A 24,646-nucleotide genomic window follows, 5' to 3' on the forward strand; every position below is an offset into this window, starting at 1 on the left:
ATACATCAGAGGAATCGTATTAAGCCTAATCTTTATTTTAAATAAGCAGTCTATACTGCTGTCCCTCTCTTTTGTTGGTATACACTATTTTCAGCAATAATCTCTCCAATCGTTTTAATTGATCGCTTATCGAAAGTATTGATGAGCTGTATTTGTAATTGTATTGATTCTAAACAAGTTGTGCTCGCATAGCCTAATTTAGACTGAATTCGTATTACATATTCTTGATACAAATTTTAAAGTTCTGCTGTATCTTTGTCTTACAATCAGGTGAGGATGTGTTTCACCTGTGCATGTTTTAGAATTTAAACTTAAGGTAAATATGAAAGATTTATTGAAATTAAAATCTTCTTTGAAAGAAGAGATCGAAAATATATTGAATGCGCAAATTAAAGTTGAAGCTCACTCTTCGGCATTGTATTTGGCTATGTCATCTTGGTGTGATGATCAAGGTTTGGAAAACGCTTCAGAATTTTTTGCGAAGCAATCCAACGAAGAGCGTGAACACATGTTGAAGCTTTTCAATTATATCAACAATCGTGGTGGACGTGCAATTTCTCCGGAGGTGGTCGGTATTCCTCAAGATTTTGAGTCGTTCCGCGGCGTGTTTGAACAAACTTTGGAACAGGAAATGTTTGTCACTGAACAATTCAATAACATCGCTGATAGATGTGCGAAAGAAAAAGATTATGTTACCTTTAATTTTGTTCAATGGTTCTTGGAAGAGCAGGTCGAAGAAGAGTATGTAGCAAGACGCATTCTTGAATTATTCGATGTAATCGGTGAAGACGGTACTGGCCGTTGGGAAATTGACAAACACCTTCTTAAAGTTAGTTTTCCGGGGGAATAGTCATTTTAAAAAATAGGCATAAAAAAACGAGCTGTTTATCCGACAGCTCGTTTTTTTATATACAAAATCACAACTTTTTACGTTAATAGCTTAAGAATTCTTATATTGAATTGTATTATCGCAAAGTCTGTTTGATGGAACTAAGGGACGGGAATATTATCCGGTTAGTACTTTTTTTAGCTATAACGAACTTGTTTTTTTTACCTAAAAACGCCTTAGGGCAAGTGTCAAAAAAAGAGGTGTATGGTATTGTTGTAGATACAGCAGGAAAGCCGTTAAATGGTGTGAGTGTTCATCTGACAAGCTCTCGCGATACCTTGTTCTCTTCAACGTCCGCCACAGGGTATTTTCATTTCAGCCGTGTGCAAGGTAATGATATTCGTATTAGTTGTAGTCAGTTGGGCCTGAGTATATTGGAGCGTAGCTATCCCCTGTACAATAGTACAACAGCGACATTGGATGTGGGAAAGCTAACGATGTTTCCCCATGTGTCTTTGCTCAAAGAGGTTGTTGTACTGAAATATAAGCCTATTGTCTATAAGCAGGATACTGTTCAATTCAATTTGGATGCCTTCCAATTCGATCACCGCGCACTGTTGGAGGAAGCTCTCAAGGCGTTGCCAAATGTACAGGTTTCAAGGGATGGTTCTGTTTATGCCTTTGGCAAACCTATATCCTCCGTTAAAGTCGATGGAAAAAAATTCTTTGGCGGCGATGTACTTACAGCTACACGCAATCTACCGGCAGATTTTGTGAAAAGTGTTCAGGTGATCGATTTTTATGGGGATGAGGCTACAGCGAAAGGAATTAAAAGTGCTGAATCTGAAAAGATTCTGAATATCGTCCTTAAAGATGATAAGAAGAAAATTACTTTTGGACAGGTCACATTAGGCGGTGGTTCGGCCGATCGTTATTTGGGCAGTGCTGGACTGAACCGCTTTAATGATGGAAGGGAATATTCTATTATCACATCAGTAAACAATACCAATACAAACCTCTTTTCTTTCGGTTCCCCCAATGGTGGAGAGCGGGAGCGGGAAATGGGCGAACTTGCCGACTTTGCAGACCCTACAGATGGACTGAATAAAATCGGATCTGTGGGAGGCAGTTTTTCTAGTCCGCTTTCTAAAAACGTGACCGCCAGTGGTAAATATTCTTTTACACAGCGGAATAATTACATCCAGGGAAATTCATTATTGCAGTCCATATATGGATATGGGAAAGGGGTTAACAATTTGATCAGCAATTCTGAAGAATACAGCATAAAATCGATTGATCGTACTCATAAAATGGACTGGGATTTTGATATCAAGCTGTCTCCCAAAGATCAGCTTAAAATATCGCCGAAAGTGTCATATACCAATGCTACCAGCCATACGTGGAAAGATAGGAAGATACAGAATAATTTATTGAGTAGTACGGGTAACTATGATGCGGGCAGTAGTACGGAAAGTCCGGCAGCAGCTTTAGATCTTTTTTATGTCAGAAGTTTTACCAAACCGGGACGCAAAGTGCTTTACACCTTGCATACCGACTTTAATTCTTTGGATAAAGATGAGGAAGTCCGCGACTTTAATAAAGCAATCGATAGTAGCTCAAACTTGCCCAGAATAACAGAGACGTATCTAAACCAAGGCGTCCGATCCAGCAGTGAAAATAAAAATATCCAAAGTCGCTTATCCCTCGTCGAACCCGTTGATTTAGGAGGGACTTTGGAAATCAATTACGATTTTGACTATACAAAGATTGATGCTAGACGTTCCACTTTTGACAACAACTTTGACAATGGGCCTATCTTGGTGGATTCGCTGAGTTTGAAGTACGACTATGCTTTTGCAAGCAATAAAGTCGGCATGGTGTATCGGCAGGATCTGAGTGACAAAGTGAAAGTGAGTTTCGGCTTTGCTGTGCAACCTTCGGAACTGACAGGAAGTTCTACAGACAAGCTGATAAAAACTTCCTATTCCAATGTGAACCTTGTGCCATCCGCAGGATTGAAATGGAAATTCAGCAAAGAGGAAGACCTTTCGATGGATTATTATGGTCGTAATAATCAACCTAGTTTCTATCAAATACAACCTGTGGTGGACAATACCAACACACAAAATATTGTCGTCGGAAATAAAGATCTAAAATCGGAATTTGCACATAGCTTTGTTTCAAAATACCGGAAATCAATTACACGCCGTGGTCAGTACTTGGAAGCTAGTCTTGCTCTTAATCTGGTGAATGATAAGATTGTTGCCAACCGCACAATTGATCCCAATTCGACTATACAAAAAACGACCTATCGCAATACCGAAGGATATTACGATGTTAAGAGCTATTATCTGTTTACCGCCTCGTTGTTGTCCGATAATCTGCAGATGAGCCTGAATGGAAATGCAGATTATTATAACAATATCTCGTATGTAAACGATAAAAAGAGCTTTGGTGGCCATCTTTTGGTTACTCAAGCGATTCAATTTCGCTATACGTGGAGTGATATATTCGAAGCCGAATTAAATGGTAACTATTCCTTGAACAGGGCGACATTTGATTGGCCTGTTCAAGACAATATCACCGTGCATTCGGGTATTGTTGGCCTGGGATCTAAGGCGTATTTGGGTACACATTTTACGATGGGGCTTGAGCTTTCCCAAAAGTTTAACGCAGGATATTCAAGCTCTTGGAGCAATATTAGCCCAACGATAATCAATGCCTATATGGAATATACGTTTGGTCGCAATAACCGCGGTATGCTGCGTTTTCAGGGATTCGATTTGATGAACCAGAATACAGGAATTTCGCGCGTCGTCTTAGGAAATGACATTTTAGATGTACGTAATAATCGACTGGCGCGTTACTTTATGCTTTCCCTTAATATAAGATTACAAAAATATCCTAAAAAATCATGATGAAAGCTGTTATTATTACTGCACCCGGTGGACCGGAAGTTTTGCAAGTTAGCGATGCGGAAATGCCGCAGCCCGGACAATACGAAGTTTTAGTGGAAGTAAAAGCTGCAGGAGTCAATAAACCTGATGTATTCCAACGTAAAGGGAGTTATCCTGCACCAGCCGGAGTAGATCCTCGGATACCTGGCTTGGAGATCGCCGGTGTTGTCGTTGCGAAAGGGAAGGATGTTACGGACTGGAATGTCGGCGATCGCGTCTGTGCACTCGTAGGGGGCGGAGGTTATGCCACCTATGCCAAAGTCTATCAGGGTCATTGTTTGCCTATCCCAGATCATCTGGATTTTGCCGAGGCAGCCTCACTTCCAGAAACCGTTTTTACGGTATGGGACAATGTTTTCCGACGGGGGAAATTACAGACAGGTGAGCACTTTTTGGTACATGGCGGCGCTGGTGGGATTGGTAGTACAGCAATTCAGCTCGCATCATTGTTTGGTGCGGAAGTATATTCGACAGTCAGCTCGCCCGAGAAAGCTACTTTTTGCGAATCATTGGGAGCCGTCAAAACTATAAATTATAAAACAGAAGATTTCGAGCAGCAGCTCAAGGCTGTAGGCGTGGATGTTATTTTAGACAGCATTGGTGGTTCCTATTTTGAGAAAAATATCCGCCTCTTGAATCCCGATGGCCGACTGGTGTATATTAATGCGATGGAAAACGCAAAAGTTGAATTGAATTTGCTCCAATTGATGCAAAAACGCATCCTTTTAACAGGGAGTACACTACGTTCCCGAGACCGCGAATTTAAGCAAATATTACGTGACGAGATCTGGTCTCAGGTATGGCCCAAGCTCAATACTGGACATTTTAAACCCACGATATACCAGGTGCTTCCTTTTGCTGAGGCTCCCGAGGCTCATCGGCTGATGGAAGACTCAAGTGTATTGGGTAAGATTGTTTTAAGCTTTTGATCGCTGAAAGTTGAGGGGAGTAGTACCGGTTACGTTTTTGAAGTACTTGTGAAAGCTGGAGAAGTTTTGAAAACCGGCTTCAAAACAGATTTGCTTTACCGTCTGTTTGTTTTCTATCAATAAATTGCAGGCTGTCTTCACGCGCATTTCGATTAAAAACTGAAAGAGTGTTTTTCCGGTCTGTGACTTGAAAAAGCGACAGAATGAATTTGGTGTCATACCCGTTAGCGAAGCAAGGTCCTGCAGCCGTATTTGGTCGCGGTAATTTTCACCTATAAATTGCATTGCAACCTGCATACGGTTGGCATCCTGATCTTGCAATTGGATGGTAAAATTGGCGCTGGTTAATAAGTCATGTTTTTCTTCTTCCGAAATGCACGCTAAGATTTCCAGTAAATGAATAATGCGTGGCGTGCCTGTTGTTGTCAAAATAGCATCAATTAATTGCATGGTTTTTAATCGGCTGTGCGTTGCTAAGGAAATGCCTCTTTTGGATACGCGAAAAAGCTCTTTGAGGGCTTTATTTTCAGGTAAACTGATAAAATCATTCCCCCAGAAGTTCTCTTTAAAATGAAGTACGCGGATATCTGCGTGTTCAGCTTTTTCCTTTTGCAGATAAATGGCATCAAACAGCCAATAATGAGGTAAATTGGAACCCACCAGTGTGATGTCGCCCGATTCAAAACGCCTAACGCTGTCTCCAATAAATTGAGTACCCGAGCCTTTAGCAAAATAAATCAATTCCAGTTCTTCGTGATAATGCCAAAGGTTGTGGTATTGCGGGGTATTGTCTCTTCTGGCATTGAATGAATGCTCAGGGTTACTATTTAAATGAAGCAGCTGTGCTTTCATAATTGTGAAATATATGCTGTAAAGTTACCAATTTGAGTTCGGTTATGGTAATATAGCTTAATAATTTGATAATATACTTGAATGTTGTCTAGCATTTTTAAACTTATTTTACATAAATAACTACTTATAACCATTTGAAAGATATGACGAATAAAAAGAGTTACACATTTGCCTTGATTTTGGTGACATCCTTATTCTTTTTTTGGGGATTTATTCATAACCTAGATCCAATCTTAATTCCGCATTTGAGGAATGCGTTTAGTTTGACGCACTTCCAAGCGTCATTGGTCGATTCTGCCGTCTTCATTGCTTATTTTGTGATGGCCATTCCTGCAGGTATTATTATGAAACGATATGGCTATAAAGCTGGTATTTTGATCGGATTGATCTTTTTCGCGATTGGCTGTTTTCTTTTTGTACCTGCTGCCAACACGATCAGTTATGTTTTCTTTTTGGGTGCCCTATTCGTTGTTGCCTGTGGTCTTACCATTCTGGAAACCGCTGCCAATCCTTACGTTGCTATCTTGGGGGATCCGGCTTCATCGGCACAACGGCTTAATTTTGCCCAGTCCTTTAATGGATTAGCAGCCTTTGTGGCTCCGATTTTTGGTGGCAAATTTATTTTATCACATGAACCCAAATCACAGGCGGAACTTGCGCAAATGGCTGAACAAGCAAAGATGGCGTATATTCAGTCGGAAACAGCTGCTGTAAAATTGCCCTATGTGGTACTGGGGATATTGATTTTATTGATCACTGCCTTGTTTTTCTTTACCAAATTGCCTGATATCAAAGATGCGGAGGAAGAAGGTAGAGCCGGTTTTTTCCATGCACTGCGTCATAAAAATGTGCGTTGGGCGGTGGTGGCTCAGTTTTTCTACGTCGGAGCGCAAGTTTGTATTTTAAGCTTCCTGGTATTATATGCAACAGAAGCTGCCGGCATATCGGGTAAAGATGGTGCCGATTATGCTGGGTTTGCTGGATTGGCTTTTATGCTGGGCCGGTTTATCGGTACATTTTTTATGCGTTTTGTGTCCGCATCCAAACTCCTGGTCATCTATTCCGCTATAGCGATTGTGCTATCGCTATTTGTCATCTTCGGATCAGGTATTCAGACCCTATATGCTTTGATTGGCATTGCTTTCTTTATGTCCATTATGTTTCCGACGATATTCGCGTTTGGTGTACAAGGCATCGGTGCCGACACCAAATCTGCCTCTAGTTTGATCGTCATGTCTATTGTTGGTGGCGCTTTGTTGCCTCCAATATTGGGTTTTATCTCGGATAAAACGGGACATTTCCAATATGGATATTTTGTGCCATTGGTTTGTTTTATTGTTGTCTTGTTGTTTGCTTTCCAAAATAGAAATGTCAGTATTGCGGAAACGGAAAATCTTAAATCACATTAATTAGTTAGTAATGAAAAGATATGTCATGGCCCTGGATCTTGTAGACGATCCACAATTGATCAAGGAATATGAGGATTACCACCGTGAAGTGTGGCCCGAAATAAAACGCTCGATACTGGATGCAGGAATTCTGCAGATGGAGATCTATCGTTTTGAAAATAGATTGTTTATGAACATGGAGGTTGGCGAAGATTTTTCATTTGAGAAAAAATCTGCTATGGATGCTGCCAATGAAAAGGTGCAGGAATGGGAACAGCTGATGTGGAAATATCAATCGGCTATTCCGGGGGCACAGCCGGGAGAGAAATGGGTAATGATGACAAAAATATTTGAATTAGTATAATGATGGCTATACAACGCTATTTACAGATCCATCCAATGGATAATGTCCTTGTTGCATTACAGGACTTGGCTGCGGGAACAACGATTCTTTTTGAAGGTAAGGAATTTACATTAAAGCAAGCTGTTGCTGCCAAACATAAATTCACCATTCAACCCATGGAACAAGATACGGAGATACTGATGTACGGTGTTCTGGTTGGGAAATTGAACACACCCTTAACGGAAGGTGAACTCATTACCACTGAAAACTTGCGTCATGCTTCGGAAGATTTTAGAATGGGGAACCGTAAGACAGCTTGGACAAAACCAGATGTTTCTGCATTTAAAGATAAGACGTTCAATGGATTTCACCGTTCAAATGGGACTGTTGGAACGGCCAATTACTGGTTGGTTATTCCATTGGTTTTTTGCGAAAATAGAAATGTATTGACCTTGAAGGCTGCCTTTGAGGAGAAACTCGGCTATAAAGTAAAAGCAAATAATTATGTTTCTGAAGTAGAAGATTTGATTGAGCGCTATAAGTCTGGTGCGGACGTTACTGACATTCTTAACCACGAGCTACTGGCTAATTCGAGTGCGGGCGAGCACGACCGTCTGTTCAAAAATGTTGATGGAATCAAATTTTTAAATCATGAGATGGGATGCGGTGGAACGCGTATGGATTCGGATGCGTTATGTGGTCTTTTGGCTGGTTATATCACACATCCAAATGTGGCAGGGGCAACTGTGTTGAGTTTAGGATGTCAGCATGCGCAGGCTTCTATTCTGAAGGCGGAAATTGAAAAACGAAGTCCCGGTTTCGATCGGCCTTTATATGTTTTCGAGCAGCAGAAAGAGGGAACTGAAAGGGAGCTTATGCAAAAGGCCATCAAAGCAACTTTTGCAGGGATGATGCAAGCCAATCAAAATGAACGCAGACCTGCTCCGCTGGACAAATTGTGTATCGGTTTGGAATGTGGCGGCTCAGATGGGTTCTCGGGCATCTCTGCCAATCCAGCGCTTGGTTTTGTGTCGGATATTTTGGTGAGCTTGGGTGGCTCTGTGATTTTGGCGGAGTTTCCAGAGTTATGTGGTGTAGAACAAGAGTTGAGTGATCGTTGTATTGACGAGCCAACAGCAGATCGTTTTATGTCGCTGATGCGTACATACAACGCAAAAGCCGAAGCTGATGGTTCGGGTTTCTATATGAATCCTTCGCCAGGCAATATTCGTGACGGTTTGATTACAGACGCGATCAAATCTGCAGGTGCTGCCAAAAAAGGAGGAACATCGCCTGTTATGGCGGTGGTTGATTATCCTGAACTGGCTAACCGCCCGGGATTAAACCTATTATGTACTCCTGGTAACGATGTAGAAAGTACCACTGCAGAGGTGGCAGCTGGTGCCAATATCGTCCTTTTTACAACAGGGTTGGGTACGCCTACAGGAAACCCAATCGCTCCAGTAGTCAAGCTTTCGACAAATACAAAGACTTTTGAGAAAATGCCGGATATATTGGATCTAAATTGTGGAACTATTATCGAGGGAACAGAAACTATTGAGGAAGCTGCACACCGCATTTTGGATTATGTGATTGAAGTTGCTTCTGGTAGAATACAACCAAAGGCCGTGCTGTTGGGCCAAGATGATTTCATCCCTTGGCGTCGAGGTGTTTCTTTGTAGTTGGATATCATGAGTTTATTGGAAATCAAATGACAACTAATCATTTACATATGAAACTTAAGCATGTAATCTTTTGTTTGGCCTTGCTAATCGGATCTTTATCTGCGAGCTATAGCCAACAACATGATCAACCGAGTTCCGAAAATTTGAAAAATAGGGAATGGTTCGCACAATCCCGGTTTGGAGTATTTATCCATTGGGGGGTATATAGTGTGCTGGGAGATGGTGAGTGGGTCATGAATAATCAGAATATCAGTTTGGATGAATATGCGCTCTTACCTAAATTTTTTAATCCGATTTCTTTTGATGCAAAGGAATGGGCAAAGTTGTTTAAACAGGCCGGAGCAAAGTATATCACCTTTACCACGAGACACCATGATGGCTTTTCGATGTGGAATAGCCAGGTTTCCGACTACAATGTGGTTAAGAAATCTCCTTTCAAACGGGATATCGTAAAAGAATTGGTGGAAGCCTGTCGCGCGGAAGGGATAAAAGTGATGTTCTATTATTCGCTTTTAGATTGGCACCGGGATGATTATTTGCCTGTGGGTAAGACGGGGGGCGGTATTGCAGGTCGGGAATCAACAAAAGGTGACTGGAATCATTATATACAGTTTATGAAAAGCCAATTGACCGAACTTTTGAGCAACTATGGCACGATCGATGGAATCTGGTTTGATGGTCATTGGGACAAGCCCAATGAAGATTGGCATTTCAAAGAGATCTATGAACTGATTCATACGTTACAGCCACAATGTTTGGTCGGGAACAATCATCATCTAGCTCCATTTGAAGGAGAAGATTTTCAGATGTTCGAACGCGATTTACCTGGAGAGAATACCACTGGGTTTGGCACGAATGCACGTGATGTTGGGAAGTTACCGAAGGAAGTCTGTGGAACAATTGCTGGATCGTGGGGATTTGAGCTGAAAGATCGGACACGTAAATCATTTCAGGAAGTACTGAAATACCTGGTCAAGGCAGCTGGTCATGGCTCCAATTTATTGCTCAATGTAGGTCCCATGCCCAATGGTGAGATTCAGGACTATCAGCAGGAGCGTTTGAAAGAGCTTGGAAAATGGCTATCGGTATATGGTGAAACAATCTATGGAACAGAAGGGGGAGCGGTGCCGCCAACAGAGGATTATGCGTTGACAAAAAAAGGAAATCAGGTGTATCTACATGTGTTTAAAACGGATAAAAAGGAATTGTTGATCAATAACCTGCCTTATCAGGTGAAAAAAGTAAGCACATTTATCGGAAAGAAAGAGATTAAGTTTAATTATAAGAACAATAGTCTACGCGTGGATTTGCCAACATCGACAGATGAAGCAGATTTGGTATTGACATTAACAATTAAGTAAAAATGGGAAAGTTAGAACAAAAAGTAGCTGTTATTACAGGGGGAGGGAGTGGGATAGGCCGTGCCATCAGTTTGCAATTTGCTGCAGAAGGAGCAAAAGTTCATATTTTGGATTTAAATGAAGAGGGGGGCGAGGCTGTGGTTACCGAGATCGTGTCTTTAGGAGGACAGGCTGTCCTTCACCGATGCAATGTAACTGATCAGCAAGAAATTAGTTCTATAGCACAAAATATCGGAAAAATTGATATTTTAGTAAATAATGCTGGCATTGCTCATGTGGGTAATTTGGAAAATTGTCAATCAGAAGATTTTGACCGTGTTTTTAATGTGAATGTCAAAGGTGCTTATCATGCCTTGTCTGCTGTTGTACCTATAATGAAAGCGCAAGGTTCAGGAGCAATCCTTAATCTCGCTTCAATTGCTGCATGGGTGGGTATCACGGACCGTTTTGCTTATTCGATGAGTAAGGGCGCTATCCATGCGATGTCGATGTCTGTTGCGCGGGATTATATGGCCTATGGGATCCGTTGCAATAGCATTTCGCCTGCACGCGTGCATACCCCGTTTGTGGATGGATTTATCGCAAAAAATTATCCGGGCAAAGAGGACGAGATGTTTGAAAAGTTATCGGCAAGCCAGCCAATAGGCCGTATGGCACAACCGGAGGAAATTGCAAAATTAGCGCTCTTTCTGTGCAGCGATGATGCAGCCTTTATTACCGGAAATGACTACCCGATTGATGGTGGTTTTATTAAATTGAATAATTAATAAGCTAAAAATAAATATCTATTATCTCAATACTATAAACATGAAATTAATACGTTTTGGAGCTCAAGGCAAAGAGAAGATCGGTGTTCAGATCGATGGCGTAAATTACGATGTAAGCGCATTTGGCGGTGACTATGATGAACAGTTCTTTGCAGAGAATGGTATAGCCCGTTTAGAAGAATTTGTAAAAGCAAATGATGGTAAGTTAATTGAAGTTCCCCAAAGCGAACGTATAGGAGCACCATTTGCCCGCCCATCCAAAATTGTTTGTATTGGATTAAATTATTTAGATCATGCCAAGGAAACAAATGCTCCTATTCCGGCCGAACCAATCATCTTCTTGAAATCGACCACATCGTTGATTGGTCCATATGACGAGGTAATGATTCCCAAAGACTCGTTAAAGACCGATTGGGAAGTGGAATTTTGTATTGTGATCGGTAAGAAAGCATCGTATGTAGAAGAAGGTGAAGCGTTGGACTATGTCGCTGGTTATGTATTACACAACGATGTTTCTGAGCGTGAATATCAGCTGGAACGCGGTGGTACATGGGATAAAGGAAAAGGATGTGATACTTTTGCACCTATGGGACCTTTTATGGCGACAAAAGAGGAGATCAAAGATATCAACAACGTACGTCTGTGGTTAAAGGTAAACGGAAAAACCTATCAAGATGGAAATACGAAAGATCTGATCTTTTCAGTAGCACATGTTGTATCGTATGTATCTCAATTTATGACCCTGTTGCCTGGCGACGTTATATCAACAGGCACACCTGCAGGAGTAGGTCTAGGGTTTAATCCGCCTATTTATTTGAAGCCTGGCGATGTGATCGAATTAGGAGCTGATGGTCTTGGTGAATCCCGTCAGACAGTTGTCGCCTATTCAAAAAACTAATTGCTCACAAGTTTTCTTTTCATTATGCGTATAGATACCCATCAGCATTTCTGGAAATTCGATCCGATTAGATATAGTTGGATCACAGAAGAAATGCAAGTTATAAAACGTGATTTTACCCCTTTAGATATTCAGTTCCTGCTGGAGCGGAATGGATTTGGCGGAAGCATTGCTGTTCAGGCGCAAGAATCTGACGAGGAAACTGCTTATTTGGTTCAATTGGCCCGCGATTACTCTTTTATAAAAGGGGTTGTGGGCTGGATCGATCTTCAGGCCCAAGATATCCGCCAACAATTGGAAGCGTATCAGTCGACTGCAGTCATCAAAGGATTTCGTCATATTGTTGAAGGGGAAGCGGATCCCGATTTTCTTATCCGTCCGGCAGTCTTAAATGGGCTGAAAGCTTTGGCGGACTATGGTTACACGTATGATCTGCTTATTCGCCCACGTCATTACGCTTCAACGCTGGCTTGTGTACGACAAAATCCCGAACTCCAGTTTGTGTTGGATCATATTGCAAAGCCGCCCATCAAATCAAAGGAATTTGATGAGTGGGCCGTATTTATTGATGCGCTTGCCGCTTTTCCGAATGTCGTATGCAAAGTTTCGGGGCTAGCTACAGAGGCCGATTGGGAGGGGTGGAAGCTGGATGATTTCAAACAATACGTGGAACACATATTTTTATGTTTTGGAAAGAAACGTATCATGTATGGATCAGATTGGCCCGTATGCCTTCTAGCAGCATCTTATGAGGAGAGTATTGCCATCGTCGAAAATAAATTGGGGCAATTTACAGCTGCAGAAAAGAATGCCTTTTGGGCGGAGAACGCTATACGTGTGTATAATCTTTAACAAATAAAAGCGTCAGCATGTTATCAGTACGAAAAATAGCATGCTGAAGTTTTTGTTGGTCATGAAGCCAGATAATGAGCCGAATGACGTCACTATAAATTAATCGATAACCAGTGAAACAAGTTCATTGTTGCGAATGTTAACCACAATCAATGAATCAAACCATTCAATAAAAGTATTATGGATCTTCATTTAAAAGATAAAGTTATTATTGTTACCGGCGGAGCAAAAGGCATCGGACGCGCAGTAGTCCACGCTTTGGCTAAAGAACAGGCTATTCCGGTCATTGTTGGCCGTAAGCAGGTCGATAATGAAAAAGTAAAGGCAGAAATCCAACAGTTTGGTATTGAGGCACTCTGTATTGAAGCAGAGTTGTCCAGGCCCGAAGATTGTGAAAAGGCGGTCCAAAAGACATTGGAAGTGTACGGTCGCATTGATGGTTTGGTGAACAATGCTGGACAGAATGACGGTGTTGGACTAGCATCTGGAAATTACGAAAAATTTGTTGCTTCGTTGCACAAGAACTTAATTCACTATTACCTCATGGCACATCATGCTTTGGATGCATTGAAAGCATCGAAGGGCAGTATCGTTAATATTTCTTCCAAAACTGGCGAAACAGGTCAAGGCAACACCTCAGCCTATGCGGCATCCAATGGCGGACGTAATGCACTTACACGGGAATGGGCTGTAGAACTGTTGCCTTACTCGATCCGTGTAAATGCTATTATCGTAGCTGAATGCGCAACACCCCAATACGATACCTGGATTCAGACCTTAGCGAATCCAGAAGAGACATTGAAAAAGATAACCGATCGCATTCCATTAGGGCATCGGATGACAACAGCTGCGGAAATTGCCGATACAACAGTCTTTTTGCTTTCCGATAAGTCGAGCCATACAACGGGACAGTTGATTCATGTCGATGGTGGGTATGTGCATCTAGACCGATCAATTATCGCTGAATCGTAAGAAACCGTTGTGTATTCTTAAAACAAAAAAAGCTTGTTCAGATGAACAAGCTTTTTTTGTGGTGCCACCTGGGTTCGAACCAGGGACACAAGGATTTTCAGTCCTTTGCTCTACCAGCTGAGCTATGGCACCAGTTGACCTTTTATTTAAATCTGTGATCATCAGATTGAAGCGTGGTGCCACCTGGGTTCGAACCAGGGACACAAGGATTTTCAGTCCTTTGCTCTACCAGCTGAGCTATGGCACCGCTTTTTGCTATGGGTTTGTTCCCCTATTGCGATGCAAATATAGTCTGATAATTTGAATTCTAAAACTTTTATGCAGATTATTTTCGCACTTTTTTCGAACATGTTGATTTTGATCGAGATAAAATTACAAGAAACTAACATAGAGAAAAAGGAATAAGCTGTATCTTTGCATTTCAATAAATAGAGATGAGTAAAAGAGGAAGAGTTTTAGTTGCAATGAGTGGAGGGGTAGATAGCTCCGTTGCTTCTGTTATGCTCCACGAACAGGGATATGAGGTTATCGGTATCACGATGAAGACGTGGGATTATGCATCCGCAGGTGGTTCATCGAAAGAGACCGGATGTTGTAGCCTTGATAGCATCAATGACGCCCGCACATTAGCCGTAAACTATGGTTTCCCGCACTATATATTAGATATACGCGACGAGTTTGGAGACTTTGTAATTGATAATTTTGTTGAAGAATATATTGCTGGTCGGACGCCGAACCCATGTGTATTGTGTAATACACATATCAAGTGGGAGGCTTTAATGAAACGTGCTGACAAATTGGACTGTGAATTTATCGCTACCGGCCACTATGCCAATATTCGCATGCACGACAATGGCCGCTATGTGATATCAAAAGGTAAGGATGAAAATAAAGATCAATCTTACGTTCTATGGGGCGTTTCACAAGAGAATCTTGCGCGCACCCAGTTTCCATTAGGATCTTTCACGAAAAAGGAAATTCGTCAGATGGCCTTGGATATGGGACAAAAGGAACTGGCCAATAAGTCGGAGAGTTATGAAATCTGTTTCGTACCTGACAACGACTACCGTGCTTTTCTGAGACACAAAGTACCTACTTTGGATCAACAGATTGGTCCGGGTAATTTTATCCTTTCCGATGGTACCGTCGTCGGTCAACATATTGGCTACCCTTATTTCACTATTGGTCAACGCAAGGGATTAGGTATCGCGTTGGGTAAACCGATGTTTGTGATCGAAATCCTTCCAGAGAGTAATACGGTGGTATTGGGTGAAGAACATGAACTTGAAAAGTCACATGCCTATGTTCGCAATGTGAATTTTGTGAAATATGCCGGACTGGATCAACCGATGGAAGCCATCTCAAAAGTGCGTTATAAAGATTCCGGTGCATTGTCTACCATTTCGCAAGAAGGAGATAAAGTCCGCATCGACTTTGTGCATAATGTAAAAGGTATTGCTCCAGGGCAATCGGCCGTTTTCTATGAAGGCAATGATCTACTCGGTGGTGGTTTCTTAATGAAATAAGAAGAAGCTGGATTGAGATCTAGCATAAGAATTTTAATCCCTATACTGTAACGGCAGTATAGGGATTTTTTTATCCATTCTATATGCTATCCATTAAATTTACTATCGCGTTGGTGAGTTTGATCGGCTTATTTAATAGCATTTTTTGGTTTTATACCTGAAGCTTAAGAGTTCAAATAACTATCAACCTTTTTTTTGTTTTTACTAAAATAATTAGTAATTTTAACCTATGAATTCGTCGGAATATTTCAAGGGTAGAGGGGCACAGATCAATCCTAATAACAAATTTTTTTCTAACCAATACGTACAGGAGCATGTTGAAGGGCTGGATGAGGAGTTTTTGGGGGCCGAAAAAACACAATTTATTCCGACACATCCAAAATCCATTATTTCTAAGTCAAATAGTCCGGATCTCCGTTTTGAAAGATCCATTAACCCCTATCAGGGCTGTGAACATGGGTGTATTTATTGTTATGCGCGCAATTCGCATGAGTATTGGGGTTTTAGTGCAGGAATGGATTTTGAGCGTAAGATCCTGGTAAAACATAATGCCGCTCAGCTTCTCGAACAGGAGTTTAGAAAATCGAGCTATCAGCCCGATTTGATTATGCTTTCCGGCAATACAGACTGTTATCAACCTATTGAACGGAAGCTGGGTATCACACGTTCACTTTTAGAATTGATGGTCAAATACCAGCATCCGGTCTCTATTATCAGCAAAAATGTACTGATGCGGCGGGATTTTGATCTTTTGCGTGAGCTTGCAGCGCACAATTTGGTTTCTGTTGCCGTAACCATCAATTCGTTGCGCGAGGAGGTACGCCAGAAAATGGAACCCCGTACTGCAACGGCATCGGCACGATTGAAACTGATCGAGGGATTAACAGCGATAGGTGTACCCGTCATGCTGATGATGGCGCCCATTGTTCCGGGGATCAATAGTGATGAGATTTCAGATCTGATTCGCTCAGGGGCAGATGCGGGAGCAATTACAGCCTCTTATACCATTGTGCGGCTCAATGGACAGATCGGTGGTATCTTTAAAGATTGGCTCTATCAGAATTATCCTGACCGTGCTGAAAAGGTATTACATTGGATTGAAGCCTGCCATGGCGGAAAGATTAACGATACCGATTTCGGACGGAGGATAAAAGGGGATGGCCATATGGCCGAGAGTTTACAGCATTTATTCAAGCTTTCCGTCAAGAAATATATGAATAATGGGACGCTTCCATCCTTGAGAAGGGATCTTTTCCGCTTACCCGATGCTGGGACACAGCTGGGCTTGTTTTAGTTAGTTGGAGCGACAATTATGAATTTGCTATTCTCGAGGAGGAATACCCGCTTTAAATTTTAGCAAAACAGCCTGATTCATCCAATGAATCAGGCTGTTTTTATTGATAAGATCGAGGTTCTGTGCACTAAGATTTCTTTCTTTTGATCAAAACAAAACTTACATAGAGTAATATAAGCCAAGCAGGAATCAATTCTACCGGTAGCTTCATGCCTGTTAGCCACATAATGCCGAGCATGGCAATTAAGAAGACCAAACAGATGTAATTACTCAATGGATATAGAAAAGATGGGAATTTGGTTTGTAAATGCGCATCGAGTTTATTCTTTCTAAAGTACAGATGTGTTATAGAAATCATGACCCAGTTAATAATCAGTGAAGAAACCACCAGTGACATTAAAATCTCCAGTGCATTTTTTGGTGCGACATAGTTGATAAATACACAGATCGCAGCGAACAATGCCGAGACCAAAATTGCATTGATAGGTGCATGGTTTTTGTTGAGTTTCGAAAGAAAACGAGGAGCATTCCCCTGTTCTGCCAATCCATATAACATTCTACTGTTGCTGTATACACTGCTGTTATAGACAGACAACGCCGCTGTGAGGACAATAAGATTTAGTGCATTTGCAATAATTTTTGTGAAATAGAAGGTCTTTCCAAAGAGGGTAAATTCAAATCCATTGAGTTTGTCAAACACCAATACAAAGGGACTTGTATCGGCGGTGATATTTGTCCATGGCGTTAAAGAGAAAAGAATGATCAAAGCACCTACGTAAAAAATTAAGATCCGATAGATCACCTGGTTGGTCGCTTTGGGGATGTTCTTTTCAGGATGTTCGGCTTCAGCAGCGGTAATACCGACCAATTCCAGTCCGCCAAAAGAAAACATAATCAATGCCATGGCCGAAAGTAGACCTTCAAAATTTCCATCCGATGTTTCGTTAAACCAGCCTTTGGGGAAGAAGCCACCATGTGAAGTCAGGTTGCTGAGGCTTGCCTGGTCTCCTCCCGTACCGCTGAGAAGCAGGTAAACGCCAAAAACAATCATTGCAATAATGGCGACTACTTTAATAATGGAAAACCAAAATTCGGTCTCCCCATATATTTTTACGGAAGCCAGATTCAGGGCGTTGATCGCAAAGAAGAAAAATAAGCTCGACGCCCATAGCGGTATTTCAGGCCACCAGAACTGCACATAAACGCCTATTGCTGTGAGTTCGGCCATGCTCACCAAAATATACAGGACCCAATAGTTCCAGCCCGAAGCATAACCAGCAAAAGAACCCCAATATTTATTGGCGAAGTAGCTAAAACTTCCTGAAACAGGCTCTTCAACGACCATCTCGCCCAATTGGCGCATAATAAAAAAAGCAATAATTCCAGCGAAAGCATAGCCGAGTATAACTGCCGGACCAGCAAGTGTGGCTGCTTTTCCAATACCTAAAAATAAGCCTGTTCCGATTGCACCACCGAGGGCAATCAATTGGATGTGTCTATTTTGAAGACCTCTCTTTAACTCTTCCTTATTGTTCTGTTTCTCCATATGAATGGTAATACGGTTACTAGTCTGTTTTGACCGATCCCTGGCAGGGGAAACCTGTGAAGACTTTACACCGTACCAGAATCGAATTTGGTCAAAATTGCTGCCGCTGTGTGATGTGCCGACGAATAACGTGGCTCCCAGTGCATCTTTTGACCTAAGCGCATAAAGTTAATAAAACACTTAGGTATTTGTACACATTATTGCTAAGAAACAGCAAGCGCCGTAATTTTCCTTAAAAAAAACGGCGCTTTACCTTATAGTAGCTAGTGTGATTTTTGGCTACACTAACTAATAACGAAATCTTATTTGCAAATGCTACTTAATAGTGTAAATTAATTTGCTTTTGGAGCTTTTTCTGCACTGCAGTCACATCCGCAACCTTTTGAACAGCTCGACTTGCCCTTTAGTGATTTTAGGACATTATTAACGACATACCCTATAGCCGCCAAAACGAGAATTCCCACGATGATATATTGTACGGTTACATTATCCATAGCTTTTTTATTTTAAAAGTTGATAAACGATTAATGCACTGAGGTAGGCTACGCCCGTCATAAAACCAAGTTGTATTAAAGTCCATTTCCATGAGCCTGTTTCCCTTTTTACCGCCGCGATCGTACTCATACATTGCATAGCAAATGCGTAAAACAGTAGTAAGGATACACCTGATGCCAAATTGTAAGCGGGTAAACCGGTATTGCGGTTAATTTCACTTTTCATTTTGCCCAATACTGTTGTTTTAGAGGCTTCATCTTCGATATCTACTTCATCTCCGAGACTATATACCGTAGCCATTGTGCCAACAAATACTTCACGTGCAGCAAAAGAAGAAATTAGGCCGATGCCCATCTTCCAATCGTACCCCAATGGTTCAACTACAGGTTCAATAGCCATGCCAAGATAGCCCAGGAAAGAGTGCTCCAGGCGATAAGATGAAACCTCATGTTCTAAATCTGCTTCGGACAAATTCGGGTTATTCTTTGTTACGTATTCTTCTGCCCGGCTAAATTTATCATTCGGTCCAAAGCTGCCTAATGCCCATAGTATAATGGAAATTGCCAGAATGATTTTACCAGCACCAAAGACAAAACTGGAAGCTTTTTCCCATACATTTAAAGCAACATTTTTCCAATCCGGAGTCTTATAAGTGGGAAGTTCAAAGATGAGAAATGATTTGTGCTTCGATTTAATGACTTTGGTCAGGATAATAGCAGATAGCAGGGCTGCAAATATCCCTAGGAGATACATGACAAACAATACAATTCCTTGAATTTGAAATCCACCTACTCGTGTATCTGGTATCACTAGTCCGATCAGCACAATATAGATAGGTAGTCGTGCCGAGCAGGTCATAAATGGTGTCACTAGAATAGTCACTAATCGCTCTTTGCTATTTTCGATGTTACGCGCAGACATGACCGCAGGAACAGCACAGGCCACACCGGAAATCAACGGAATGACTGATTTTCCACTCAATCCGAAGGGACGAAGCCAGCGGTCCATCAGAAAAACGACACGGCTCATATAGCCTGTTTCTTCCATAATCGAAATAAAGATATACAAGATGACGATCTGCGGAATGAAGATGACGATCCCGCCGATTCCCTTAATGATACCGTTGCTCAACAAGTCGGTCAATGGTCCCGCAGGAAGTGCCGACTGCGTATAGGCCGCAAAATCCCCAAAAAGGCCGTCTATAAAATCCATCGCAGGTCCAGACCACGTGTAAATTGCCTGGAAAATGAGAAATAAGATTCCAAAAAAGATCACATAACCAAAAATCGGGTGAAGCAGGATGCTATCGATCGCATTTGTTTTATTCTTATTTGAAGCCTCATCTTTCACATAGATTTCTCCAAGACTATGGTCTAACGATTTGCTGCGTAATATGGCTTCCTCTTTCTGTAGTTTATCCGCCCGTAATTGGTATTTCTCCCGGATTTGCTGAATAGCCTGATTCTTTTCCTTCGACAAAAACGATACTTCGCCCTTAGCTAAATATTGCCAAGTATGGTATTCTGTCTCTAACGGGAAGAGACGTTTCGTTTCTTCCAATGCAGCATCCGCTTCCTTTGGTAGGCGAAACGTACTGATATACATTGGTGGAACGGCATCAAAGTTTTTGATTAACTGTTCTACCCCTTGCCCTGTACGCGCATTGGTTTGGTATACCTTGGTATTTAACAAATGCTCAAGTTTTTGAACATCTATGGTAATACCTTTTTCCCTGGCTTCGTCGATCATATTGATGACAAAGATAGCCGGTAGGCCGAGCTCGCGTGCTTGCTGATAAAGAATGATCGACCGTTTTAGATTGGTGGGTTCGGCAACGACAACCACAAGGTTTGGTCTGAAACTACTGTCTTTATTGACTAAAGTGTTGAAAACAACCTCTTCGTCCATCGAACTTGGAAACAACGTATAGGTTCCGGGTAAATCAATAATACGATACGTTTTATTGTTGGCTTTTACTTGCCCCTCACGTTTCTCGACCGTAATTCCAGGATAATTTCCTACTTTCTGATTTAATTTTGTAATCCGGTTAAATAGAGATGTTTTACCCACATTTGGATTCCCCAAAAGTGCAATAATCGGGTTATTCATTATTTCTGATCAATAAGGATGACTTTAGCTTCTGATTTGCGGATAGCAATTAGGGCATTATTCGCACGGATGTTTAGGCATATCGGCCCATCCAGCGGGGCAATATGTTTTACCTCGACTTCAGTACCGGGTATAAAGCCCAATTCGAAAAATTTAGCTGGAATATCGTGTGATTCAAAATCAATAATTACCGCTTTTTCCCCTTTTTTTAGCTTATCTAAGCTAGTTCTATTACGCATTTGCCTTTTTTTTTGAATTCCTCAAATATACAGAATTTCCACCATTTAGAATGATTCTAATGTCATAGTTATGTATTTACTAAAAAACAGCTATCTTTATGCTATAAAACGATTAATTATCAACCAGAATGAAGATTGAGGACGAAATCAAAGTAAATAAGTTCAGCAATGAATGGCACCGTTGTACAGTAAATATTCTCTACACCTACCACTGTATTAGCACTGCGCTCGAACAGCGAGCTGCTAAAGAAGGAATCACTTTGAAACAATTTAATGTCCTGCGTATATTAAGAGGACAATATCCTAAGCCTGCAACCAATAGTCTCATTAAATCAAGAATGCTGAGTTTTACACCAGACATCTCGCGCATGATAGACCGCATGGTTTCGAAAGAACTGGTTTCGCGCTGTCAATCGGGAGCGGATAAAAGGGCCGTGGATCTGTTTATAACCGAAAAGGGCCAGGAAATTCTAAAAAGGCTTGATGAGGATATGCTGATGATGGATGTTTTGCCCAGCCGAATTAGCGAAGAAGAAGCTATGGCATTAAATACGCTGCTAGATAAACTTCGTGGCTAAAATGTTAGTGCGCATGATCATGATGCTCATGATCATGCGTTTGATGATGCTGATCATGCCCATGGTCATGTTCTCCAACAAATAAGAAGCTTCCCAGTGCAATGGCAACTCCTGCTATCACAGCAATCATTTTCTTTTTATTGAATTTGTGATGGTCAATAGAACCCGATTCAAAAAGTATAGTCGTGGATATGTGTAAGAAAATACCAATAACCACTGCCATGATTTTATCGAAATATTGTTGGATATTACCCACTTCTCCTGCACTGATAGCTTTACTCAGTAAAAACCCAAAAGGGGTCATTGCCGCAAATAAAGCGAGTGTAATCAGGATGGTATTTTTCTTTAAATGCGTACTGAGTAAAATACTTCCCAATGCAAATGCTGCTGGAATATGGTGGATGGATATCCCCAGTGCAAGCTCTGTCTGGTGCGTCGCAGCCAAGGGCATTCCTTCGAGGAATGCATGAAGGCATAGACTGAACATAATACCGATTGGAAAACGATGATTATGATGATCGTGTTCAGTGTCCGCATGGATATGGCCATGTTCGATCCCCTGGGAAAACTGTTCAAGAAAAAGCTGAAAAAGAAATCCAGCTAAGACATAGATACCCAATACTTCGGGTGAGGTATTGGTCGACTGGTAAACATGGGGCATGAGGTGAAGTACAGTAATGGAGAATAAATAGGCTCCACTGAAAGAAAGAATGAGTTTAAGAAAATTAGTCCCTTTCTTTTGTACAAAAAATACGGCAATTCCACTTGCAAATGCAGGTACGAATAAAATTAAAATCAATAAAATTGAATTCATTATACTTGTTCAGTTTTAAAAAAGCTTGGTACAAATCGTTTGAATAAATAACCTGTTGCCAAGCCAACCAAGATGCCTAAAACGGCACCACAGAGGATATCAAAAGGGTAATGAACACCGACATAAATTTGAGCGACTGAAATCAACGTTGCCCAGGCAATACAAAGCCAGAGCACATGTTTCCATCTTCTCCGAAAAAGCACAATCCAGAAGCAAGCTAAAGAAAAATGATTGGCAGCATGCGAAGAAGTAAAGCTAAAGCCAGAGCCACAGCGCACCCGGATGTTAATATTTTCCTTAAACTCCACATCGTTACAAGGTCGAATACGTTTGACAGTTTTTTTGATCAATTGTGAAGACAGACCATCGGAAATTCCAAAGGTGGCCAGCGTCATGGCAACAATCAGTATACCTGTTTTACCGTAGGTCTTAATGAAAAATATGATCAGAAACAAATACAGAGGTGCCCATGTATATGGATTGCGCAATATAGGCAATAACCAATCAAACACAGGGTTGCTCAGGCCTTGATTGATGGCTAGAAAAATCTCTTGATCGATATGTATTAACTGTTGAATCATAAATGTTGCTGATGACAATGAAATTCCCAAACTTTAAAAACTCGTTTTTCAAAAGTAAAAATAATTTCATTGCGAAGAACTGTTTCTTTTAAAAACAACTTTGTTGCAACAAATATACGTTAAATATTTATTATTTATAATTTTAATTCGAGATTTTATTGCCATTGTGCTAAATTTACGCGTTAATCAATTCAAAAGAAATGACTTTAATTAAATCAATATCAGGGATACGAGGTACGATAGGCGGGCGTGCTGGAGAGGCGCTTACCCCCATAGATATCGTTAAATTTACAGCAGCTTATGGCAAAATCATTGTCAAGCAGAGCGGTATCAAAAAAATTGTAATTGGTAGAGATGCGCGTGTTTCTGGTGAGATGGTCAGTAATCTGGTGATCGGTACCTTGCAGAGCATCGGTGTCGATGTGGTCGATCTGGGCCTATCCACGACTCCAACAGTAGAGATTGCTGTACCGATGGAAAAGGCAGCTGGCGGTATTATTTTGACTGCTTCACATAATCCGGGTCAATGGAATGCGCTGAAACTGTTAAATGCAAAGGGTGAATTTATTTCAGATGCCGAAGGACAGGAAGTATTGGCTCTTGGCGAATCTTTGGACTTCGATTTTTCAGAAGTGGGCGAATTAGGACAGCTCCATAAAGACTATTCCTACATGCAGAAACATGTAGATGCTGTTTTGGCTTTGGAATATGTCGATAAAGAAGCCATTAAAGCCGCTAATTTTAAAGTCGCTTTAGATGCAGTCAATAGTACTGGCGGTACCTTTATCCCTGCGTTATTGGATGCGTTGGGGGTACAGACCATTTATAAGATCCATTGTGAACCCAATGGTCAATTTCCGCATAATCCTGAACCGTTGAAAGAGCATCTCACAGATTTGTCTGCTGCAGTGATCGAGAACAAGGCTGATTTGGGGATTGCTGTAGATCCGGACGTCGACCGCTTAGTCTTTATGATGGAAGACGGCGAATTATTCGGTGAAGAATATACGCTGGTTGCCGTAGCAGACTACCTGTTGCAGCATAAAAAAGGAAATACCGTTTCTAATTTATCTTCTACACGTGCACTGCGTGATGTCACTAAAGCACATGGTGGCGAATATTATGCAGCGGCCGTGGGTGAAGTCAATGTGGTTACAAAGATGAAAGAAGTCGATGCGGTGATCGGCGGAGAGGGAAATGGCGGCGTAATTTATCCGGCATCTCACTATGGCCGTGATGCGCTGGTCGGGGTAGCGATCTTCTTAACGCACTTGGCAAAACTTGGTAAAAAGGCATCGGAATACCGTGCTTCTTTACCGCAGTACTTTATGTCCAAAAATAAAATTACCCTGACGCCCGAATTGGATATTGACAATCTCTTGGCGAAAATGCAGGAGAAATATAAAAATGAGGACCATTCCACGATTGATGGACTGAAAATAGACTTCGAAAATGAATGGGTGCACTTGCGCAAATCGAATACTGAACCGATCATCCGCATTTATTCTGAGGGCCCGACGCCCGAAGCTGCTGAGCAGATCGCGCAGAAGATTATTAGTGAAATCGAAGAAATAATTAAATAGAAGAAATAATTAAATAAAAACAAAAAGCTGCGTCTGCAGCTTTTTGTT

General features: G+C 41.4%; 22 protein-coding genes and 2 tRNA genes. 15 read left to right on the plus strand and 9 right to left on the minus strand.

The window, feature by feature from the left end; all coding sequences use genetic code 11:
- Nucleotides 1-322 precede the first annotated feature (322 nt).
- The 3 genes from B2107_RS00135 (at nt 323) to B2107_RS00145 (ending at nt 4,715) form a co-directional block, all read left to right on the plus strand.
- Nucleotides 323-850: a ferritin gene (locus B2107_RS00135; protein WP_293951954.1), complete on the plus strand. Its 528-nt coding sequence runs from the start codon at nt 323-325 to the stop codon at nt 848-850.
- Between the two features lie 224 nt (nt 851-1,074).
- Nucleotides 1,075-3,747, plus strand: a complete 2,673-nt coding sequence (locus tag B2107_RS00140) for a TonB-dependent receptor (RefSeq protein WP_293951957.1) — start codon at nt 1,075-1,077, stop codon at nt 3,745-3,747.
- The gene (locus B2107_RS00145; protein WP_312378846.1) at nt 3,744-4,715 is read left to right on the plus strand and encodes an NAD(P)H-quinone oxidoreductase; all 972 of its coding nucleotides are present in this window, start codon (nt 3,744-3,746) and stop codon (nt 4,713-4,715) included. The genes B2107_RS00140 and B2107_RS00145 overlap by 4 nt, the downstream gene beginning before the upstream one ends.
- On the opposite strand, the gene B2107_RS00150 is transcribed toward B2107_RS00145, so the two are convergent.
- Nucleotides 4,704-5,567 (minus strand): AraC family transcriptional regulator, encoded by an 864-nt coding sequence (locus B2107_RS00150; RefSeq protein ID WP_293951960.1) that lies wholly within the window; start codon nt 5,565-5,567, stop codon nt 4,704-4,706. The two genes, B2107_RS00145 and B2107_RS00150, sit on opposite strands and share 12 nt — an antisense overlap.
- Nucleotides 5,568-5,710: 143 nt before the next feature.
- Between B2107_RS00150 and fucP the strand changes: the two genes are divergently transcribed.
- From fucP to B2107_RS00190, 8 genes are all read left to right on the plus strand, one after another.
- Nucleotides 5,711-6,976: an L-fucose:H+ symporter permease gene (gene fucP, locus B2107_RS00155; RefSeq protein ID WP_293951962.1), complete on the plus strand. Its 1,266-nt coding sequence runs from the start codon at nt 5,711-5,713 to the stop codon at nt 6,974-6,976.
- 10 nt (nt 6,977-6,986) lie between these two features.
- Complete coding sequence (locus B2107_RS00160; RefSeq protein ID WP_293951965.1) at nt 6,987-7,319, plus strand: L-rhamnose mutarotase; 333 nt, start codon at nt 6,987-6,989, stop codon at nt 7,317-7,319.
- Complete coding sequence (locus B2107_RS00165) at nt 7,319-8,980, plus strand: UxaA family hydrolase (RefSeq protein WP_293951967.1); 1,662 nt, start codon at nt 7,319-7,321, stop codon at nt 8,978-8,980. Before B2107_RS00160 ends, B2107_RS00165 begins: the two co-directional genes overlap by 1 nt.
- A gap of 50 nt (nt 8,981-9,030) precedes the next feature.
- A complete protein-coding gene (locus tag B2107_RS00170; RefSeq protein WP_293951969.1) occupies nt 9,031-10,344 on the plus strand; it encodes an alpha-L-fucosidase in 1,314 nt (437 codons plus the stop codon).
- Nucleotides 10,345-10,346: 2 nt separating this feature from the next.
- Complete coding sequence (locus tag B2107_RS00175; protein ID WP_293951971.1) at nt 10,347-11,111, plus strand: SDR family NAD(P)-dependent oxidoreductase; 765 nt, start codon at nt 10,347-10,349, stop codon at nt 11,109-11,111.
- Between the two features lie 40 nt (nt 11,112-11,151).
- A complete protein-coding gene (locus B2107_RS00180; RefSeq protein WP_293951973.1) occupies nt 11,152-12,009 on the plus strand; it encodes a fumarylacetoacetate hydrolase family protein in 858 nt (285 codons plus the stop codon).
- Between the two features lie 24 nt (nt 12,010-12,033).
- Nucleotides 12,034-12,861, plus strand: a complete 828-nt coding sequence (locus tag B2107_RS00185) for an amidohydrolase family protein (protein WP_293951975.1) — start codon at nt 12,034-12,036, stop codon at nt 12,859-12,861.
- A 180-nt stretch (nt 12,862-13,041) separates the two neighbouring features.
- Entirely contained in the window at nt 13,042-13,833 is a 792-nt protein-coding gene (locus tag B2107_RS00190; protein ID WP_293951977.1) for an SDR family oxidoreductase, read from the plus strand.
- A gap of 59 nt (nt 13,834-13,892) precedes the next feature.
- On the opposite strand, the gene B2107_RS00195 is transcribed toward B2107_RS00190, so the two are convergent.
- Nucleotides 13,893-13,965, minus strand: a tRNA-Phe gene (locus tag B2107_RS00195).
- A gap of 42 nt (nt 13,966-14,007) precedes the next feature.
- Nucleotides 14,008-14,080, minus strand: a tRNA-Phe gene (locus B2107_RS00200).
- A gap of 187 nt (nt 14,081-14,267) precedes the next feature.
- Between B2107_RS00200 and mnmA the strand changes: the two genes are divergently transcribed.
- Both mnmA and B2107_RS00210 read left to right on the plus strand, forming a co-directional pair.
- Nucleotides 14,268-15,359, plus strand: a complete 1,092-nt coding sequence (gene mnmA, locus B2107_RS00205) for a tRNA 2-thiouridine(34) synthase MnmA (RefSeq protein ID WP_293951980.1) — start codon at nt 14,268-14,270, stop codon at nt 15,357-15,359.
- Nucleotides 15,360-15,588: 229 nt separating this feature from the next.
- Nucleotides 15,589-16,653, plus strand: a complete 1,065-nt coding sequence (locus tag B2107_RS00210) for a PA0069 family radical SAM protein (protein WP_293951983.1) — start codon at nt 15,589-15,591, stop codon at nt 16,651-16,653.
- Nucleotides 16,654-16,780: 127 nt separating this feature from the next.
- Here B2107_RS00210 and B2107_RS00215 read toward each other — a convergent pair whose 3' ends face one another.
- The 4 genes from B2107_RS00215 to B2107_RS00230 all read right to left on the minus strand — a co-directional run bounded on the left by B2107_RS00215 (nt 16,781) and on the right by B2107_RS00230 (nt 21,042).
- Nucleotides 16,781-18,199, minus strand: a complete 1,419-nt coding sequence (locus B2107_RS00215) for an amino acid permease (RefSeq protein WP_293951986.1) — start codon at nt 18,197-18,199, stop codon at nt 16,781-16,783.
- A 332-nt stretch (nt 18,200-18,531) separates the two neighbouring features.
- Nucleotides 18,532-18,693, minus strand: coding sequence for a FeoB-associated Cys-rich membrane protein (locus B2107_RS00220; RefSeq protein ID WP_293951989.1), 162 nt, complete (start codon nt 18,691-18,693; stop codon nt 18,532-18,534).
- 7 nt (nt 18,694-18,700) lie between these two features.
- Nucleotides 18,701-20,803, minus strand: coding sequence for a ferrous iron transport protein B (gene feoB / locus B2107_RS00225; protein WP_293951992.1), 2,103 nt, complete (start codon nt 20,801-20,803; stop codon nt 18,701-18,703).
- Nucleotides 20,803-21,042 carry a FeoA family protein gene (locus B2107_RS00230; RefSeq protein WP_209577867.1) on the minus strand — a complete coding sequence of 80 codons (240 nt, stop codon included), beginning with the start codon at nt 21,040-21,042 and terminating at the stop codon, nt 20,803-20,805. Before B2107_RS00230 ends, feoB begins: the two co-directional genes overlap by 1 nt.
- Nucleotides 21,043-21,170: 128 nt before the next feature.
- Here B2107_RS00230 and B2107_RS00235 point away from each other — a divergent pair, with 128 nt between their 5' ends.
- Entirely contained in the window at nt 21,171-21,620 is a 450-nt protein-coding gene (locus B2107_RS00235; protein WP_293951995.1) for a MarR family winged helix-turn-helix transcriptional regulator, read from the plus strand.
- A 4-nt stretch (nt 21,621-21,624) separates the two neighbouring features.
- On the opposite strand, the gene B2107_RS00240 is transcribed toward B2107_RS00235, so the two are convergent.
- Both B2107_RS00240 and B2107_RS00245 read right to left on the minus strand, forming a co-directional pair.
- Nucleotides 21,625-22,434: a ZIP family metal transporter gene (locus B2107_RS00240; protein ID WP_293951998.1), complete on the minus strand. Its 810-nt coding sequence runs from the start codon at nt 22,432-22,434 to the stop codon at nt 21,625-21,627.
- Nucleotides 22,434-23,015: a phosphatase PAP2 family protein gene (locus tag B2107_RS00245; protein WP_293952001.1), complete on the minus strand. Its 582-nt coding sequence runs from the start codon at nt 23,013-23,015 to the stop codon at nt 22,434-22,436. Before B2107_RS00245 ends, B2107_RS00240 begins: the two co-directional genes overlap by 1 nt.
- Nucleotides 23,016-23,215: 200 nt before the next feature.
- Here B2107_RS00245 and glmM point away from each other — a divergent pair, with 200 nt between their 5' ends.
- The gene (gene glmM / locus B2107_RS00250; protein WP_293952005.1) at nt 23,216-24,598 is read left to right on the plus strand and encodes a phosphoglucosamine mutase; all 1,383 of its coding nucleotides are present in this window, start codon (nt 23,216-23,218) and stop codon (nt 24,596-24,598) included.
- Nucleotides 24,599-24,646 lie beyond the last annotated feature (48 nt).

It is taken from the genome of Sphingobacterium sp. UBA7855 (genome assembly GCA_002500745.1).
GTDB lineage: Bacteria > Bacteroidota > Bacteroidia > Sphingobacteriales > Sphingobacteriaceae > Sphingobacterium.